This window comes from Lampropedia aestuarii (assembly GCF_004803635.1).
GTDB lineage: Bacteria > Pseudomonadota > Gammaproteobacteria > Burkholderiales > Burkholderiaceae_C > Lampropedia > Lampropedia aestuarii.
In genome coordinates this window covers 50943-68451 of sequence record NZ_SSWX01000009.1, presented here as the reverse complement: position 1 = coordinate 68451, position 17509 = coordinate 50943, and the positions used below count along the sequence as shown (strand labels likewise).

Annotated in this window: 16 protein-coding genes; 11 read left to right on the top strand and 5 right to left on the bottom strand. The window is 59.0% G+C overall.

Annotation, left to right across the window (positions count from 1 at the left end):
* Positions 1-63: 63 nt before the first annotated feature.
* Entirely contained in the window at positions 64-696 is a 633-nt protein-coding gene (locus E8K88_RS08460; RefSeq protein WP_136406225.1) for an RraA family protein, read from the bottom strand.
* A gap of 131 nt (positions 697-827) precedes the next feature.
* Between E8K88_RS08460 and E8K88_RS08455 the strand changes: the two genes are divergently transcribed.
* From E8K88_RS08455 to E8K88_RS08405, 11 genes are all read left to right on the top strand, one after another.
* Positions 828-1769 (top strand): LysR family transcriptional regulator, encoded by a 942-nt coding sequence (locus E8K88_RS08455; RefSeq protein WP_136406224.1) that lies wholly within the window; start codon positions 828-830, stop codon positions 1767-1769.
* A 405-nt stretch (positions 1770-2174) separates the two neighbouring features.
* Entirely contained in the window at positions 2175-4172 is a 1998-nt protein-coding gene (mnmG, locus tag E8K88_RS08450; protein WP_136406223.1) for a tRNA uridine-5-carboxymethylaminomethyl(34) synthesis enzyme MnmG, read from the top strand.
* A complete protein-coding gene (gene rsmG / locus E8K88_RS08445; protein WP_136406222.1) occupies positions 4172-4840 on the top strand; it encodes a 16S rRNA (guanine(527)-N(7))-methyltransferase RsmG in 669 nt (222 codons plus the stop codon). The genes mnmG and rsmG overlap by 1 nt, the downstream gene beginning before the upstream one ends.
* Positions 4841-4920: 80 nt before the next feature.
* Positions 4921-5760: a ParA family protein gene (locus tag E8K88_RS08440; protein ID WP_136406221.1), complete on the top strand. Its 840-nt coding sequence runs from the start codon at positions 4921-4923 to the stop codon at positions 5758-5760.
* Positions 5761-5776: 16 nt separating this feature from the next.
* Positions 5777-6343 carry an RBBP9/YdeN family alpha/beta hydrolase gene (locus tag E8K88_RS08435; RefSeq protein WP_136406220.1) on the top strand — a complete coding sequence of 189 codons (567 nt, stop codon included), beginning with the start codon at positions 5777-5779 and terminating at the stop codon, positions 6341-6343.
* 14 nt (positions 6344-6357) lie between these two features.
* Positions 6358-7305 (top strand): ParB/RepB/Spo0J family partition protein, encoded by a 948-nt coding sequence (locus E8K88_RS08430; RefSeq protein WP_136406219.1) that lies wholly within the window; start codon positions 6358-6360, stop codon positions 7303-7305.
* Between the two features lie 664 nt (positions 7306-7969).
* Positions 7970-9010 carry an AraC family transcriptional regulator gene (locus E8K88_RS08425; RefSeq protein ID WP_136406218.1) on the top strand — a complete coding sequence of 347 codons (1041 nt, stop codon included), beginning with the start codon at positions 7970-7972 and terminating at the stop codon, positions 9008-9010.
* Between the two features lie 275 nt (positions 9011-9285).
* On the top strand, positions 9286-10335 hold the full coding sequence (locus E8K88_RS08420; RefSeq protein ID WP_168797283.1) for an MBL fold metallo-hydrolase: 1050 nt from the start codon (positions 9286-9288) through the stop codon (positions 10333-10335).
* Between the two features lie 246 nt (positions 10336-10581).
* The gene (locus E8K88_RS08415; RefSeq protein WP_136406217.1) at positions 10582-10836 is read left to right on the top strand and encodes a hypothetical protein; all 255 of its coding nucleotides are present in this window, start codon (positions 10582-10584) and stop codon (positions 10834-10836) included.
* A gap of 21 nt (positions 10837-10857) precedes the next feature.
* Positions 10858-12102 carry a bifunctional diaminohydroxyphosphoribosylaminopyrimidine deaminase/5-amino-6-(5-phosphoribosylamino)uracil reductase RibD gene (gene ribD, locus E8K88_RS08410; RefSeq protein WP_240754424.1) on the top strand — a complete coding sequence of 415 codons (1245 nt, stop codon included), beginning with the start codon at positions 10858-10860 and terminating at the stop codon, positions 12100-12102.
* Entirely contained in the window at positions 12099-12872 is a 774-nt protein-coding gene (locus tag E8K88_RS08405) for a sulfite exporter TauE/SafE family protein (RefSeq protein WP_136406216.1), read from the top strand. Before ribD ends, E8K88_RS08405 begins: the two co-directional genes overlap by 4 nt.
* Positions 12873-13196: 324 nt before the next feature.
* Here E8K88_RS08405 and E8K88_RS08400 read toward each other — a convergent pair whose 3' ends face one another.
* The 4 genes from E8K88_RS08400 to E8K88_RS08385 all read right to left on the bottom strand — a co-directional run bounded on the left by E8K88_RS08400 (position 13197) and on the right by E8K88_RS08385 (position 17479).
* Positions 13197-13898, bottom strand: a complete 702-nt coding sequence (locus E8K88_RS08400; protein WP_136406215.1) for an SPOR domain-containing protein — start codon at positions 13896-13898, stop codon at positions 13197-13199.
* 25 nt (positions 13899-13923) lie between these two features.
* A complete protein-coding gene (gene argS / locus E8K88_RS08395; RefSeq protein WP_136406214.1) occupies positions 13924-15597 on the bottom strand; it encodes an arginine--tRNA ligase in 1674 nt (557 codons plus the stop codon).
* Positions 15598-15797: 200 nt separating this feature from the next.
* A complete protein-coding gene (locus E8K88_RS08390) occupies positions 15798-16103 on the bottom strand; it encodes an NIPSNAP family protein (RefSeq protein ID WP_136406213.1) in 306 nt (101 codons plus the stop codon).
* 95 nt (positions 16104-16198) lie between these two features.
* Positions 16199-17479 carry a glutamate-5-semialdehyde dehydrogenase gene (locus E8K88_RS08385; RefSeq protein WP_136406212.1) on the bottom strand — a complete coding sequence of 427 codons (1281 nt, stop codon included), beginning with the start codon at positions 17477-17479 and terminating at the stop codon, positions 16199-16201.
* Positions 17480-17509 lie beyond the last annotated feature (30 nt).

Below are 17509 nucleotides of genomic sequence, written 5' to 3'. Positions count from 1 at the left end.
AGTGATTGCGTAGGGCACACAGTGGCCACGTTGATGCGGCCTGCTGTGTGTGCTTCAAGGCCTTTAAATGCCGGCGCTTTGCAAGACGGCCGTCAGCCAGGCCTGCTGGCGCTGGCCGGTGGCAATCTCGTCCTTGATGCCTTGTTCCTTGTGTTGGGTTTTCTCAATCGCGGCCAGCAAACTGGCGGCCTCGGCAGGCGAGAAACTCACCACGCCGTCTTCATCGCCAACGACGAAATCGCCCGACTGAATGACCTGACCACCGACGGTGACTGGCGCATGCAAGACGCCGGGGCCGAGCTTGTATGGGCCCCGGTGGATCACCGAGCGGGCGTAGCAGGGGAAGTCGGCGTCATAAAAGGCCTGGCTATCGCGGATCGCGCCGTCGATGACAAAACCCGCGCAGCCATGCGCTTGGGCATACAGCATGATCAGCTCACCGACCAGCGCATTGGCGGTGTCACCCGCGCCATCAATCACCAGCACCTGGCCTGGCTGCAGCTCGGTCAGGGCCTTGTAGATAAACAGGTTGTCACCGGGGCGGCATTTGACCGTGAGGGCCGTGCCCAGCAGCTTTTTGCTGCGGTGAAAGCGTTGCAAGCCCACAATGCCGGACATGCGTTGCAGATTGTCGCTGATGTGTGGCGTCACAATGGGCGCAAATTGTGCAAGCAGGGCGTGTGGTGCATCGTGCATGGTGAATCGGGGCTGAGTTGAAAAGGGCGATTCTGCGCAAAAGCACCAATTAAAAAAAACGATTAATATCGATCAGCATGCTTCGTAAAATCGCATGTTTCTAGGGCTTTCCCGAATCGAGATGCACCAAAATGTGGACTTATAAACAACTGGAAGCGGTGTACTGGATTGCCCAACTGGGCGGTTTTGGCGCGGCCGCCGAGCATTTGCACACGACCCAATCGGCGATTTCCAGGCGCGTGCGTGAACTCGAAGAGCAGCTCAACACCAGCCTGTTTGACCGCACCGCCCGCAGCGCCGTGTTGACCGACAAAGGCCAGGAACTGGTGGCTTTGGCTGGTCAGTTATTGGCCCAGCGCGATGCAGCGATGGAGCAGTTTGCGCACTCGGACGTGGTGCAGCGGCGCGTGCGCATTGGTGTGACGGAGCTGACGGCTATGACCTGGTTGTCGCAGTGGGTGACCTTGATTGAGCGCCATTACCCGAAGCTGGAATTGATTCCCTGCGTGGATGCCAGCGTGAACCTGCACCGTGAGCTGCTGCAGGATCGGCTGGATTTGATCGTTGTGCCCGATGCGTTTTCAGACGCAGGCGTGCTCAGTACCCCGCTGGGTGCAGTCGACAATGTCTGGGCCGCCAAGCCTGGTCTGGTGAGTGTGGCCAAGCCGCTGCACCCACTGGAGCTGGCGCAATACCGCCGCATCACGCAAGGCGAGCGCTCGGGCTCAGGCTCGTACTACGCACGCTGGATGCAGCTCTATGGCCTGCAAGGCAAGGCCGAGTTGGAAACCAGCAATCTGCTGGCTTTGATTGGCCTGCTCAATGTCGGCGCAGGCGTCGGCTATGTGCCGCGCAAATGTCTGGAGCAGTTCTTTCGCTCAGGCTATTTGCAGGAAATTCCGCTCACCGATCCCTTGCCCGCGATGCGCTACGCCGTCTTGCAATCGAGCCATAAGTACAGCGCCCTGATTGCGGCGTTGGCGATGCTGGGGCAGTCCTGTTGTGATTTCTCCAGCCTGTTTCAGCGCGGTGGCGATGATGGCTTATCCACAGGCAACCATTTGCTGGTTTGACGGCATGGAATGGCCACATGGTTTGTGGATAAGTCGCGCTTGTGGATAAGCCGCCGGTGTGGATAAACAGCGCGTGTGGACAAGTTATAAGAGCCTGTTCAAAGTCTCCACGCTGACCGCGTTGGAGCCCAAAAGGCACGCTGCCTTGTTCAAAATCCTCGCCGGGCAGATAGCCCGACTGCGGTTTTTGCCGCGCATCGTCTCCTTTTGGGCTCCAACGCGGTCAGCGTGGAGACTTTGAACAGGCTCTAAGATCCAGCGCATTAAAAAGCCGCTCATGTTTCACGTGAAACAACAAGTCGAGCCACAGCATTCTTGAGGGGGTGTACTGGTTACATGGCTCTCCGGTAAAATCGGGGTTTTGCAAAAAACGGGCTAAACGCATAACCAGCTGGGCCGTTCACTATGTCTGAATCTGCATCCCCTTATACCTACCCCCAAGAGTTTGATGTCATTGTTGTTGGCGGTGGCCACGCAGGCACTGAAGCGGCCTTGGCTGCTGCTCGCATGGGCAGCAAAACACTGTTACTCACCCACAACATTGAAACGCTGGGGCAGATGAGCTGCAACCCATCGATTGGTGGGATTGGCAAAGGCCATCTGGTCAAGGAGGTCGATGCACTGGGTGGCGCGATGGGCTTGGCTGCCGATGAGAGTGGCATTCAGTTCCGCACGCTCAATAGCAGCAAAGGTCCTGCGGTGCGTGCCACGCGCGCGCAGGCAGATCGTGTCTTGTACAAGGCGGCCGTGCGCCGCATGCTGGAGAACCAGCCTAACCTGTGGCTGTTCCAGCAAGCGGTCGATGACTTGATGCTCGAAGGCGACAAGGTTGTGGGCGCCGTGACACAGGTCGGTATTCGTTTCAGATCACGCACCGTGGTGCTAACAGCCGGTACGTTTTTGGATGGACGCATCCATGTTGGCTTGAATAATTACCAAGCGGGCAGGGCGGGGGACCCACCAGCCGTGTCTTTGTCGGCACGTCTGAAAGAATTGCAACTGCCGCAAGGCCGTTTGAAAACCGGCACACCGCCGCGCCTCGATGGCCGCAGCATCGACTTCAGCAAATGCACCGAGCAGCCTGGTGATGGCACGCCCGGTGGTGACAATCCGGACAATCTGCCAGTGTTCAGCTTCATGGGCAACCGCGCAATGCACCCGCGGCAAATCTCTTGCTGGATCACGCACACCAATACCACAACCCACGACATCATTCGCAGTGGCTTTGACCGCAGCCCGATGTTCACCGGCAAGATCGAAGGCGTTGGCCCGCGTTATTGTCCTAGCGTCGAAGACAAGATCAACCGCTTTGCCGACAAAGACAGCCACCAAATTTTTCTGGAGCCAGAAGGCCTGACCACGCACGAGGTCTACCCAAATGGCATCTCGACCAGCCTGCCGTTTGATGTTCAGTATGCATTGGTGCGGTCCATGCCTGGCCTGGAAAATGCCCATATCATTCGGCCCGGTTACGCGATCGAGTACGACTACTATGATCCTCGTGCGCTGAAAAACAGTTTCGAAACACGCCAGATTCAAGGCCTGTTTTTTGCTGGCCAAATCAATGGCACGACCGGCTACGAAGAAGCGGCAGCCCAAGGTCTGTTTGCCGGTTTGAATGCGGCCTTGCATGCACAAGACAAGGAAGCCTGGCTGCCACGCCGCGACGAAGCTTATCTGGGCGTGCTGGTCGACGACTTGATTACCAAAGGCGTGACCGAGCCGTACCGCATGTTCACCAGCCGCGCCGAATTCCGTTTGCAGTTGCGTGAGGACAATGCCGACTTGCGCTTGACCGAATCTGGTCGCCGCCTGGGTTTGGTGGACGATGCCCGCTGGGATGCGTTCTGCCGCAAGCGTGATGCAATTGATGCAGAAGCTGCGCGCCTCAAAGCCACCTGGGTCACGCCACGCACTGTGTCCAAACAAGAGAGCGAGCGAGTGCTGGGCAAAGCCATGGAGCACGAATACAACCTGTTTGACTTGCTGCGCCGTCCAGCGGTGACTTACAAAGCCTTGATGGGCATGCAAGCCGAAGCTGACGCCAAGGTGCAAATTGCCAGCCCTGCTGTTTCATGTGAAACATTGGCTGATTTGTACGAGCCGGTGGTTGAGCAGATCGAGATCGTGGCCAAGTACAGCGGCTATATCGACCGTCAAAAAGAAGAGGTCGAAAAATCGCTGCATTTTGAAAACCTGTTGCTGCCTGAAGACCTGGACTACAACCAGGTGGCTGCCCTGTCATTTGAAGTGCGTCAAAAACTGACTAAGCACCGCCCGCAAACTTTGGGCCAGGCTTCGCGCATATCTGGAATCACGCCTGCGGCGGTGTCGCTGCTGCTGATCCATTTGAAGAAAATGGGCAAACGCTGGGCCGCTCCAGCTGATGAGGTGAACAGCTAATGGAGAGCACAGAAACTATTGCGCAGGCTTTGGAGCAGGGTGCGCAGCAACTGGGCTTGAACTTGGAGGCTCGCCAGCAAGAGCAACTGCTGCATTATTTGGAATTGATGCAGAAGTGGAACAAGGTCTACAACCTGACTGCGGTGCGCAACCCTGAAGAAATGCTGCGCCTGCATTTGCTCGACTGCCTGGCGGTCGTGCAGCCGTTTCAGACTGCGATGCATCAACTGCAAGAGCAGGGCTTGCCCGCTACGGTGCTTGATGTGGGCGCGGGCGGCGGCTTGCCTGGTATTGTGTTGGCCGTGTGTTGTCCACAAGTGCATATCCAGTGTGTCGATGCGGTGGCCAAGAAAATGGCTTTTGTGCGTCAGGCAGGTGTGGAGCTGAAACTGGGCAATTTGTTGGCTACGCACGCACGGGTTGAATCCCTGCAGCAGCCCTACAGCCTGATCACATCGCGTGCTTTCGCCAGTCTGCTGGACTTTGTGCAACTCACGCACAAGCTGCTACAGCCCCAAGGCGTGTGGATGGCGATGAAAGGCAAACATCCTCTGGATGAGATGCAGGTTTTGCCCAGTGGCGCGCAGGTGTTTCACGTGGAACAGTTGCAGGTGCCGGGCGTCGATGCAGAACGTTGCATTGTTTGGATGCGTAAGTCTGACAATTGAGCAGGCTGCTACCATGATTGCGGCTATCATCAGCCGTTCATCACGCAAGTGTTGAAAACCGATACAGGATGAAAAAATAAATGGCGCAAATCTACTGTGTAGCAAACCAAAAAGGTGGAGTGGGGAAAACAACCACAACTGTGAATCTGGCTGCCGCTTTGGCGGCGATTGGCCAGCGGGTTTTGTTGATTGATCTGGACCCCCAAGGCAATGCCACGATGGGCTGCGGAGTCGACAAGCGCGCACTGCCGCATTCGGTCTACGACGTGTTGCTGGGCAACTGTACGGCCCAGCAGGCGATGCAAACCTCCCCAGCTGCCAACTTCCAGGTGATTGGCTCGAACCGCGATCTGGCCGGCGCCGAAATTGAGCTGGTTTCAATGGAGCGCCGCGAAAACCGCCTGCGCGATGCGTTTGAAGCCGTGCAAGACCAGTTTGACTTTGTCTTGATCGACTGCCCGCCGTCTTTAGGCCTGTTGACACTCAATGGCCTGTGCATGGCCAAGGGTGTGATCGTGCCGATGCTGTGCGAATACTACGCACTTGAAGGATTGACGGATCTGGTCAACAGCATCAAACAAGTGCATGCCAACCTGAACCGTGACTTGAAGATCATTGGTATCTTGCGCGTGATGTTTGATGCCCGTGTGACCTTGCAGCAGCAAGTGAGTGAAGAGCTCAGACAGCACTTTGGCGACAAGGTGTTTGACAGCATCATTCCGCGCAATGTCCGCTTGGCCGAAGCGCCTAGCCACGGCTTGCCCGGTGTGGTCTATGACCCGAATGCCAAAGGCAGCAAGGCCTTTATCGAGTTTGCCGAAGAGCTGGTCGTGCGCAATGGCGGCAAGCTGCCAAACAAGACCAAAAAGCCCAAAGCGGCAGGCGCAGCGCCAGCCTTGGTCAAACCCGCATCCAACTGATTGAAGGAGGGCTGCAATGCACACAGCCTCTGCTTTGCAGGTCCTGGTTTTGCCGGGTTGGCAAAACTCCGGCCCTGACCACTGGCAAAGCCGCTGGGAGGCTTTGTACGGCTACCAGCGCGTTGAACAGCACGACTGGCAACGTCCCAAAAGCGGCGATTGGAATATCCAGCTTGAAGAGGCCATTCTGGCCACGCCAGAGACACAAGCCATTGTGTTGGTTGCCCACAGCCTGGGCTGTCAGCTGGTGGCCCGTTGGGCCAGCCACAGCCAACATGGCCACCGCGTGCAAGCGGCCTTGCTGGTCGCGCCGCCCGATGTAGAGACTGAACACAACCGCCATTTGCTGCCCAGCTGGCAGCCCATTGCTTTGCAGCGCCTGCCCTTTGCCAGTGTCGTGCTGGCTAGCACCAACGACCCGTTTTGTAGCCTGGCGCGTGCGCACAGCATGGCCATGCACTGGGGCGCGCAGTTCGAAGACTTGGGCGCTTTGGGCCATATCAACAGTGACAGCGGCCTGGGCGACTGGGCTGCCGGACACCAGGTGCTGCAGCGGCTTATCGCGCAGACATCGACCGATTAAGGGAGTAATTGTTTATGGCAACAGCAGCCAAAAAAACCAAAGGCCTGGGACGCGGTCTGGAGGCCTTGTTAGGCCCTAAAGCCAGTGAGGTGGCCAGCGACGACTCGGCCTTTGCCAAAACCCATGGCATACCGCTTGAGCTGGCTTTAGACGCGCTGGTGCCAGGCCAATACCAGCCCCGCACCCACATGGACGAGGGCGCGCTGTACGAGCTGGCTGAAAGCATCAAAAACCAGGGGGTGATGCAGCCTCTGCTGGTGCGTAAAGTCAACAGCGGCGAGCAGGCTGGGCGCTATGAAATCATTGCGGGTGAGCGGCGTTTTCGGGCCAGCAAACTGGCTGGTTTAGCGCAGGTACCAGTGCTTGTGCGCGAGGTGGACAACCACACTGCCGCTGCAATGGCGCTGATTGAGAACATGCAGCGCGAAGACCTCAACCCACTGGAAGAGGCGCGCGGCCTGCACCGCCTGGTGCAGGAATTCAAGCTCACGCACGAGCAAGCAGCGCAAGCCGTGGGCCGCTCACGCAGCGCAGCCAGCAATTTGCTGCGCTTGCTGAATCTGGCCGAGCCGATGCAAACCATGCTGATGGCTGGTGACATTGAAATGGGCCATGCGCGTGCGCTGCTGGCTCTGGGCAAGGCCGAGCAAATCGCCGCGGGCAATGAAATTGCCGCCAAGAAAATGACCGTGCGCGAAGCCGAGAGCCTGGTCAAGCGCGTTGCGCAAGGCAAGGGCGCAGAGCCCAGCAAAAAGGCCAGCACCCGCAAAAGCGGCGACCTCAAGCGCGTTGAAGAAATTCTCTCGGACCTGCTGATGGCCGAGGTGGATATTCAAATCAAAAAACGCGTGAAAAAGAAAAACGGCCAGGTGCAGGAGTCGGGCGAGATCCGTATTCCCTTTGCCTCGCTGGAAGTGCTCAATGGCGTGATCGAGCGCATGAAGGGCGCGCAGGAGTTTTGACCTGCTGGGGGGCGGGCTTGTGCACAACCGCCTGACGTGATGCGGGCGCGACCTTCGATGCCAGCGATCGCTGGCATCGCCTGTTTGGGCAGCATAGCGAGCAGGCACTGCTGCTGTTTTTGCAATGGTCTTTTTGTGCTTCGCCAGGGGTGCGGCTGCAAAACTCCCTGTTGGGTTCTGAGCGCGCGGACTGTTGCCAGCGAAGCCGTGGAGCCCATCCATTTCATCCGCCTCCAACCCCAATGAGATTGCCAGACCGCTCTGGAAGGCAGCAAGTTGCAGGCGCTGGTGCAAAAACTGCTTTCTCCAATCACACAGCACATAGCTCCGTCCGGATCGACCACTCGGTTGGTCAGAGCCATGTCGTCTGCGCAGATGCCCTCGTCGGCGGAGACAAGCGGGCTATCCGGGGGGCCTGGTATTTCATGCAGCCGCCCAGCAGGTCTTGGACACGGCCAGCCTGTGGCGCCTTGAGGTCGCAGCGCGATGCGCTGACTGTGACCCTGCGCCACATGCTCTCTATAGCACTACGGCCGGCGTGTTTTAGGGATGCGATAATCGCAGAATCCAGTGCCTGCGAAGGCGATGGCAGATCGTCTCAATCCACTGACAAATAACTTCTTTCGGCCCATGCGGCCGGCGTTGGCCCTTTCGATAACACGCCATGCGGCAACCCGTTTTCACTGCTCCCATCTTTGCCGTGCACGGCCTGTTGGACGGTGCTCGCGGCAAGGGGTTGGCCACGCCAGAATGGCTGGCAGACGTGCTGGGGCGCGCAGGCATCAGCGCATCGCTGCTGGAGTTGGAGGAGTCGCGTGTGACCGTGGAGCAGTTCAACACGCTGCTCATTGCCGTCAAGGACAGCCTCAACGACGAGTGCCTGGGCTATCTGCATGGACGTCCGTTGCGCCCGGGCAGCTTCGCACTGATGGTGCGCAGTGCGTTCAGCGCCAACTCATTGGAGTTGGCCCTGCGCCGTTTGGCTGAGTCCTTTGCCCTGCTGCAGGACGACGTGGCTTTGCTGCGTGTGACTGAGGGCGCGCTGTCAGGTATCGCGCTCGATATGCGTGGCGGTTCGGACGCGTATGCCGATTTCCTGCATGCACACCTGCTGCGCGTGTTCTGGCGACTGTTGGTATGGCTGCACGGCGGCCGACTGGTGCCGCAGCGCTTCGACTTCAGCTTTGCGCCGCCACCTCACGCACAGAACTACCAAGGCATCTTTTCCGGCACGCTGTGCTTCGGTCAGCCCCGCACGGCGGTTTGGTTCGACTCCGATGCCTTCAAGCAGCCGGTGCGGCGTGATCGGGACGTGCTGCAGTCCTTCCTGCGAGCCACGCCGGGCAATGTGGTGGGGCCGTATCTGAACGAGCGCAGCGCCAGCGCGCGGGTCCGCATGGTGCTGCAGCGGGCCAGTCCCGAATGGCCTGACCTGGCCAGCACCGCGCAACACCTGCATATGTCGGTGAGCGCGTTGCAGAGGCACTTGGCCTCTGAGGGCACTTCTTTCCAGGCGCTCAAGGACCAACTGCGGCGCGATGTGGCGATCGTACGCCTGACCAGCAGCGACGCATCGCTCGTCGCCATTGCCGCTGACCTGGGCTTCTCTGACAGCACCGCCTTCCAACGCGCCTTCAAGGTCTGGACCGGCAGTGCGCCGGGGGCCTACCGTGCTCGCTCGCGCACCAAGCAGGCTCTTGCATAGCGGCATTGGAGTAATTGCAGCTTGACCTAGGAGATCGGCGCCTGCATGGCAGCCGGGGCCATGGCCTGTTTCGCGCGAGGTTCTCAGGCAGTTGCACCCGCGGCAGCGCAGTGGCAGGCGGCATTAAAAAAGTAGGCGTTTTTTGTCAGCCTATTGAGGCCATTTGCCATTGCCACTTGTCGTTGCTGACCCTAAGCTCAAATAGATATCGCACAGCATAAGAGTGATGGCCGTGCACCATTGAAGCGGCATTGCCAGAATGTAAACCCAGCACCATGACCGACGCAGCCCCGGCACTTTCGTATCCGTTCGCCCATCTCCCGCTCCCTGAACAAGCCATTGAAATCAAGCCAGGTGTGCTGTGGTTGCGCATGCCGCTGCCGTTTTCCCTGGACCACATCAACCTTTGGGTATTGAGCGACGGTGCTGGTTGGGCGGTCGTGGACACCGGCATTCGCAGCGTGGACGTGATGAATGCGTGGCTCGCCTTATTGGCGCCTCAGGGGCCGCTGGCTGGGCGTCCTGTTTCCCGCGTCATGGCGACGCACATGCACCCGGATCATGTGGGCATGGCGGGCTGGCTGACACGCCGCTTCGATTGTGCGCTGTGGATGACACGAGACGAGTATTTAAGCGGTAGGGTCATGCTGAGCGAAGCAGGGCAGCAAGCGCCAGCTGATGGGGTTCGCTTCTACCAGAGAGCCGGTTGGCGCGACACCGAAGTCGATGAGTACCGCGCTCGGTTTGGTGACTTTGGCAAAATGGTTCATCCTTTGCCTGACAGCTTTGTGCGGCTCACGGATGGTCAGATGTTGCGGATCGGGAATCAGGAATGGGAGGTCATTGTTGGCACAGGGCATTCTCCCGAGCACGCGTGTTTTTACACGCGCGAGCTGGATTTGTTGATATCGGGAGATCAGGTTCTTCCCAGGATCAGCTCCAATACCTCCGTGGATGCCACCGAGCCGCATGCCAATCCTTTACAGGGCTGGCTCGACTCTATCGATCGATTGCAGCAACGCGTACCTGAGAGCGCCCTGGTTTTGCCCGCCCACAACGAGCCTTTTTACGGCCTGCACTTGCGGTTGGAGCAACTGCGTGAGAGCGCTATGAAAGGCACCGAGCGTGTGAGGCAACAACTTGTGCAGCCTGTGAGGACCATCGATCTAGTTCGCTCCTTGTACCGCACGTCTGTGGTTGCGGAGCACATGCACCTCTTCCTCGCGACCGGAGAGACGCTCGCCCACCTGAACTATCTCGACCAGCGTGGGGAAATCGTATTGACAGAGGACGAAGACGGTGCCGTGCGCTATCGGCTCGCCTGATGGGCTAATGTGTCCTCAAGGATAGAGAGACGGCTCCATCAAGCTCTAAGATCGTAAACACGTTCTAAGAGTCCTATGGTATTTGAGCAAATGGTCGGTATGCGCCCCGTGGTGTACTCACTGCGCTGCGTGTTGGGCAGGTTTGCACTATGCTTACAAACTTCTTCAATGGCCGCTTGTACACGCTGAGTGGATGCCCTTGGCGCCCGAATCGTGCTGCAAGCGTTGGCCCTTTTAAGGTTTGTGATGTCTTTCCCTATCGCCCACATCGGCAATCAACAAGGCCGCGGTTTATGCATGGCGCACAGCGGTAACCTGGTCGCCGAGATGATGCACAGCCGTGTCAACGACAAGCAGGCCATCGTGGGCCACACCCGAGTGGATGACAGATTGACTGGCCTGGGCGTGGTCCGAGCGAGCGGCATCGAGGTGCTGGCAACTTGCCCGTATGCGGCTGTCCAGCCCAACAAAGGCCGGTCGATGGCGGGTGTCCGCGGTTAAGACAGGGAGTCGCGTGTGTCGATGTTTGTACAGTCCTCTTCTGCCCCATCCGATTGGATGCAACGTTCCTTGGCACTGGCTGCGCGTGCCGTGGGTTTCACTAATCCCAATCCGGCCGTGGGCTGTGTGATTGTGAGTGCAGATGGCCAGCGTGTGCTCGGTGAAGGCCATACCCAGCCCGTTGGTGGTCCACACGCGGAGGTGATGGCGCTGCGTGATGCTGCAGCACAAGGCCATAGCGTTGCCGGTGCTACGGCTTACGTCACGCTCGAGCCCTGCGCGCACTATGGCCGCACACCGCCGTGTTGTGACGCCTTGGTCGCAGCAGGCTTGGGCCGCGTCGTCGCAGCGCTGGCTGACCCGAATCCCCAGGTCGCAGGGCAAGGCTTGGCGCGCTTGCAAGCGGCAGGCATCGCAGTGGAGGTCGGCGATGGTGCAGAGCAGGCGCGGCAATTGAATCTGGGCTTTTTACAGCGCATGGAAACTGGCCGGCCTTGGCTGCGCGCCAAAGTGGCTGCCTCTATCGATGGGTATACCGCCTTGCCTGATGGCCAAAGCCAATGGATTACCAGCCCGGCTGCGCGTGCGGATGGTCAGCGTTGGCGCGCTCGCGCTGATGTGGTGCTGACTGGCATTGGCACGGTGCTGGCCGATGACCCGCAACTCAATGTGCGTGATTGGCGCTCGCCCGATTCGGCCCTGCCACAACGCCAGCCGCATTTGGCGATTGTCGACAGCCAATTGCGTACGCCGCTGCATGCCAGGCTCTGGCAAGTGCCAGGTCGCCAAGTATGGATAGTCGCGCAGGCGCTGGCCGATGGCGATGACGCTGCTTGGGCACAAGCACAGCGCAATAAGCAGCAGGCGCTCGAAGCCCAAGGCGCACGGGTGCTGCGTGTGGCGCTGACGCCCAGCACTGCAGCTTCAGCGGCGTCTGGTTTGGATCTGCACGCAGCCATTGGTGCGTTGTCGGCGGCCATGCCGCTCAATGAAATCCATGTGGAGGCTGGCGCGAGCCTGAATGCCGGTTTATTACAAGCGGGTTTGGTGGATGAGTGGCTGCTGTATGTGGCGCCTGCGATGCTGGGTCTTGGCCGTGGCATGGCCACGTTGCCACAGCCACTGGACAGCCTCGCACAAGCCCCGCGTTACCGCTGGTTAGAGCCGCGCTTGGTGGGCCCAGACCTGTGTTTAAGAGCGCTGAGACAGGACATGTCTCACAACGATCACCACAACGATTACCACAGCGACGCGGCACAGTCATGAGCGGGTTTGAATGGCTGCCGCCAGATATCAGTGCGACGTTCTTTGTTATTTTGGTGCTAACCAGTTTTTGCACTTCGGCTCTGACGGGGGCATTTGGCCTGGGGGGCGGCATGCTGATGCTGGTCGTCCTGAGCATGGGCTTGCCGATGGCCACGGTGCTGCCCTTGCATGGCATTGTGCAATTGGGCTCCAACATCAGCCGCTCGTTGATCCAGCGTCGCTACATTGAGCGCAGCCTATTTCTGTGGTTTGCACTGGGCTCTATGCTGGGCGTGCTCACAGGCGGTGCTGTGGTGTTTTCGATTCCCGATGCATTGCTGAAAATGCTGCTGGCTGTATTCATTATGTGGACGGTGTTTGGCCGCAAACACCGCTTGTCGACGTTCAGCCGCCGCTGGCTGGTGGGCGGCGGCTTTTTGACGGGGCTGGCCAGTATGTTTGTGGGCGCTACAGGGCCCTTGGTGGCGGCTGTGCTGTCTGCTGGCAAGCTGCAAAAACATGCGCTGGTGGCCACACAAGCGGCCTCTATGGTTGCGCAGCACGGCTTGAAAGTGCTGCTATTTGGTGGCCTGGGTTTTGCCTATGGTGCCTGGGCTTTTTTGCTGGTGTTGATGATTGGCGCTGGGTATGTGGGCGTGTATGCCGGCAGCCAATTACTCGAGCGTTTGCCTGAGCGCTACTTTGAGATTGGCTTTAAAACCATCATGGCGGTTGCCTGCATGCAGTTGCTGTGGTCGGCGCTGCGCGATGCGGGCTTGTTCGTGTTTTAGAACCTGTTTAGGATCTTTTCGCAGTCGCGCAAGGCACAAAAAAACAGGCAACGCAGTAATGCGCTTTTTTGCGCCTTGCCCTTCGGGTTGAAGCCCAAAAGGCGCACTGCTTTGTTAAAAATCCTCGCCGGGCTGAGAGCCCGACTGCGGTTTTTGCCGCGCATTGCATTCTTTTGGGCTTCAACGCGGTCTGCGAAAAGATCCTAAACAGGTTCTTAGAACCTGCTCAAGTTGTTGCCCAATCAAAAAAGCGCCATGCTGTGTACAACATGGCGCTTTGGGAGAGACGGCACGGCAAGCTGACGGCCGGCTGTGGAGAGCTGCTTAACGCGCTTGGCGCACCACTGCAGAGTCAAAGCCTTGTTGGTCAAACTGGCGTTTGATATTGGCTGCATCCTCGCTCTTATTGAATGGGCCTACCCGCACGCGGTACACCGTTTGGCCTTGGGCGTCACGGCTGGTGATGCTGGCATCCCAGCCGTTCATTGCCAGACGGGCGCGTTGCGCGTCGGCGTCGCTGCGGGCGCGGTAGGCGCCGGCCTGGACAAAGTACTGGTAGGGATCGGCAGAGGTCGGCGGCGTGCTGGCCGTGGGCTCAGCAGCACCAGGGCGGTTGCCAACGCGCGCGGCCAATTCACCCAGCGGATCGGTGCTGCCAGGGGTCACAGGCGCGACCGCGACGACTTCCGACGGCGGCTCAGGAATCACCGGCGGCGACTGGTCTTGTGAGGCCGTGTCTGGCCCTAATGGGCGCTGTTGCGTTTGCGTGGTGGTTTGCGTGCCCGAGCGGTTGCCCGACAGTGCAGCATTGGGGTTCCACGCGTTATTGCGCTCTTGCTCTGTGGCATCAAGCGCCGATGGCCGCAGATTCGATGAGGTATTCAGAAAGGGCACCGGCATTTTCGAGACATACAAGGCCACGCCAATGGCCAGGATGCCGCCAATGGTCAGGCCAATCAGAATGCCGGCGAGCGTGCCGCCGCGCTGTTCGGATCCGGACTTGCGTCGGGTGGTTTTTTTTGCCATAGCTAGTGGGAGCTTGCGTTCAGGATTACATGCGCTCAGGGGCAGAGACGCCCAGCATTGCCAGACCGTTGCGCAACACTTGCGCGGTCGCAGCAATCAGCGCCAGACGGGCCAGTTTAACCGCTTCATTGTCGACCAGAATGCGTTCGGCATCGTAGTAACTGTGGTAACTGGCAGCTAAGTCGCGCAGGTAGAAGCTCACGTCGTGTGGGGCAAAGTCGCGCGCTGCGCCAGTCAGCATGTCCGGGTATTTGGCCAGGTTCACCAGCAGGGCCTGTGCTGCCGGGGTATCCAGTGCCGACAAATCCACGGTGCTCAGTGATTCCAGCGAGCCGCCCCAATCGCGCAAAATCTTGTTGATGCGCGCATGGGCGTATTGCACGTAATAGACCGGATTGTCGTTATTTTGCGACACAGCCAGGTCAACGTCGAAGGTGTATTCGGTATCAGGTTTGCGCGAGAGCAGGAAGAAACGCACCGCATCCTTGCTGGTCCACTCGATCAGGTCGCGCAAGGTCACATAGCTGCCAGCGCGCTTGCTGATTTTGACTTCTTCGCCGCCACGCACGACGCGCACCATGGTGTGCAGCACGTAGTCGGGGTAGCCGGTCGGAATGCCGACATCGGCCGCTTGCAAGCCAGCGCGCACGCGGGCGATGGTGCCGTGGTGGTCGGTGCCCTGGATATTGATGGCCTTGTGGTAGCCGCGCTCCCATTTGGCGATGTGGTAGGCCACATCGGGCACAAAATAGGTGAAGCCGCCTTCGGACTTGCGCATCACGCGGTCTTTGTCGTCGCCGTAGTCGGTGGATTTGAGCCACAGCGCGCCGTCCTGCTCATAGGTATGGCCCTGGTCGATCAGGCGCTGCACGGTTTGCTCAACGCGGCCGCTCTCATACAGGCTGGACTCCAGGTAGTACTGGTCAAACTTCAGATTGAAGGCTTGCAGGTCTTTGTCTTGCTCGTTGCGCAGGTAGGCGACGGCAAACTGGCGGATGTTGTCGTAGTCATTCACATCGCCATTGGCGGTGAACTCGCGGTCATCGGCTTTGACGGTTTTCTTCGCCAGAAAATCGTCGGCAATGTCCTGGATGTAGTCGCCGTTGTAGGCGGCTTCTGGCCAGCCGGCATCGCCCGGTTTGACGCCTTGCGCACGCAGCTGCGTGCTTTTGGTCAGGGTGTCGATTTGCACACCAGCGTCGTTGTAGTAGAACTCGCGGTGCACTTGCCAGCCTTGCGAGCCCAGCAAGTGGCAAATGGCATCGCCCAGCGCGGCTTGGCGGCCATGGCCAACGTGCAGCGGGCCGGTTGGGTTGGCCGAGACAAACTCGACCACCACGCGCTCATCGCGCTGGGGCTGCAGGCCGAACTCTTTGCCAGCGCCCAGCACTTCGCGCACCAGCTCTTGCTTGGCAGCGGGGGTCAAACGCAGGTTCAAAAAGCCGGGGCCAGCAATTTCAACGGCTTGCACCCATTGTTGGTAGACGGGCTGCGCTTGCAGCGCGGCCTTGATCTGCTCGCCCAGGGCGCGCGGATTTTGTTTCAGGGGCTTGGCCAATTGCATGGCGGCCGTGATGGCATAGTCGCCATGTTCTGGCTGGCGGGGCAGCTCAAATGCCGCTTTGTCGCCAGCGCCAGGGGAGATCTGGTCCAGCACAGCGGCCAGACCGTTCAGCAAGTCTTGTTTGATTTTCAGCATGGCGCCATTTTATGCCTTGCCATGGTGAAATGGCGCATTGCCTGATGCGGGCTGCTGATTCATTCCTGCCGCAGCAAATGGCGCCAGCCTGCAAGGAGATCGTAAACAGGCTCTAAAGGCTGTTGAAGCTGGGCTTTAGGACTCTGTCAAGTTCGTCACAAGCCCGCTGTGATGCTGTGGCCATGGCAGGCCAACGGCGTTTACGCAAACACCGGTCGTAAGAAACTGCGCTCGTAGCTGATGATGCAGCGTGTGCTTTTTGCATAGGCAAAAGCTGCCAGGCATTCGGCGTCTTGCATGGAGTCGATGCGGTATTGCTCATACAGCGCCAGGCTTGGGAAGCTGAACAACGCGTAGGCGACGTTGTTGGCGCCTTCGGAGGGCAGGAAATAGCCGTGGTGCTGGCCACCAAAGCGATTGACCAGCGGAATCCATAATTGGGCGTAATGCTCAAATTCGCCCAGTTTGTCGGCATCAATGATGTAGCGCAAATAGCAGGTGATCATGGGCGTTGGTAGTGGCTTCAATGGGGTGAAAAAAAGCACGCCTTGCAGTGTGAACCGCGCCAGGCGTGCTGATGGGCTGCGCGTTGGCAGTGCGTTTATTGGCGAATTTCGCCCTCGCCCAGCACGATGAATTTGAGCGAAGTCAGGCCTTCAACGCCAACAGGCCCACGCGCATGGAATTTGTCGGTGCTGATGCCGATCTCGGCGCCCAGACCAAACTCAAAGCCATCGGCGAAGCGCGTGCTGGCATTGACCATCACGCTGGCCGAATCGACCTCGCGCAAAAAGCGCTGCGCATGCTGGTGGTTGTTGGTGACGATCGCATCTGTGTGGTGGCTGCCGTATTGGTTGATGTGGGCAATGGCCTCGTCCAGTCCGGCAACGATTTTGATGCTGATGATCGGCGCCAGGTACTCGGTGCTCCAGTCGGCTTCGGTGGCAGACACGACATGGGCTTGCGGCGCTTGGCTGACCCAGGCGCGCGCCTCATCGGTGACGCGCATCTCCACCCCTTTGGCCGCGTAGATGGCGGCAATCTTGGGCAGGAACTGCTCGGCCACGCCGCGTGCGACCAGCAAGGTCTCGGTGGCGTTGCAAGGGCTGTACTTGTGCGTTTTGGCGTTGTCGGCAATCACCACCGCCTGTTCAATATTGCTTGGATCGTCGACATAGGTGTGGCAAATGCCATCCAAGTGCTTGATCACCGGCACTTTGGCCTCGGCGCTGATGCGCTCGATCAGGCCACGGCCGCCGCGTGGAATGATTACATCCACATACTCGGGCATGGTGATCAGCGCGCCTACAGCGGCGCGGTCGGTGGTCGGCACCAGTTGCACGCCGTCTTCAGGCAGCTGCGCATGCACCAGCGCCTGGCGCACTAAAGCTGCCAGCGCTTTGTTGGAGTCAATCGCTTCGGAGCCACCGCGCAAAATGCAGGCATTGCCGCTTTTAATGGCCAAACTCGCCGCTTCAATCGTGACGTTGGGGCGGCTTTCGTAAATCATGCCGAACACACCCAGTGGCACACGCATTTGGCCCACGCGAATACCCGATGGCTGCTGGCGCAGACCGATCACATCGCCAATGATGTCGGGCATGGCGGCCAGTTGTTCACAGCCCTGGGCTGCGGTTTCCAGAATGGTGTCTGTCAGTTTCAGGCGGTCGACCATCGGTTCGGTCAGGCCATTGGCGCGCGCGCGCTCCAAGTCCTTGGCGTTTTCAACCTGCAATGCCGGCGCTTGCTGGCGCAGCAAATCGGCCAAAAAGCGCAGTGCTAGGGCTTTTTCCTTGGCGCTGGCAATCGCCATGCGGGCGCTGGCACGGCGTGCTTGCACGCCCATGGCGTGCATGATCTCTTCAGTGGTGCGGGTGTTCATCCCAATATTGTGCCAAAGACTGGGCATTTG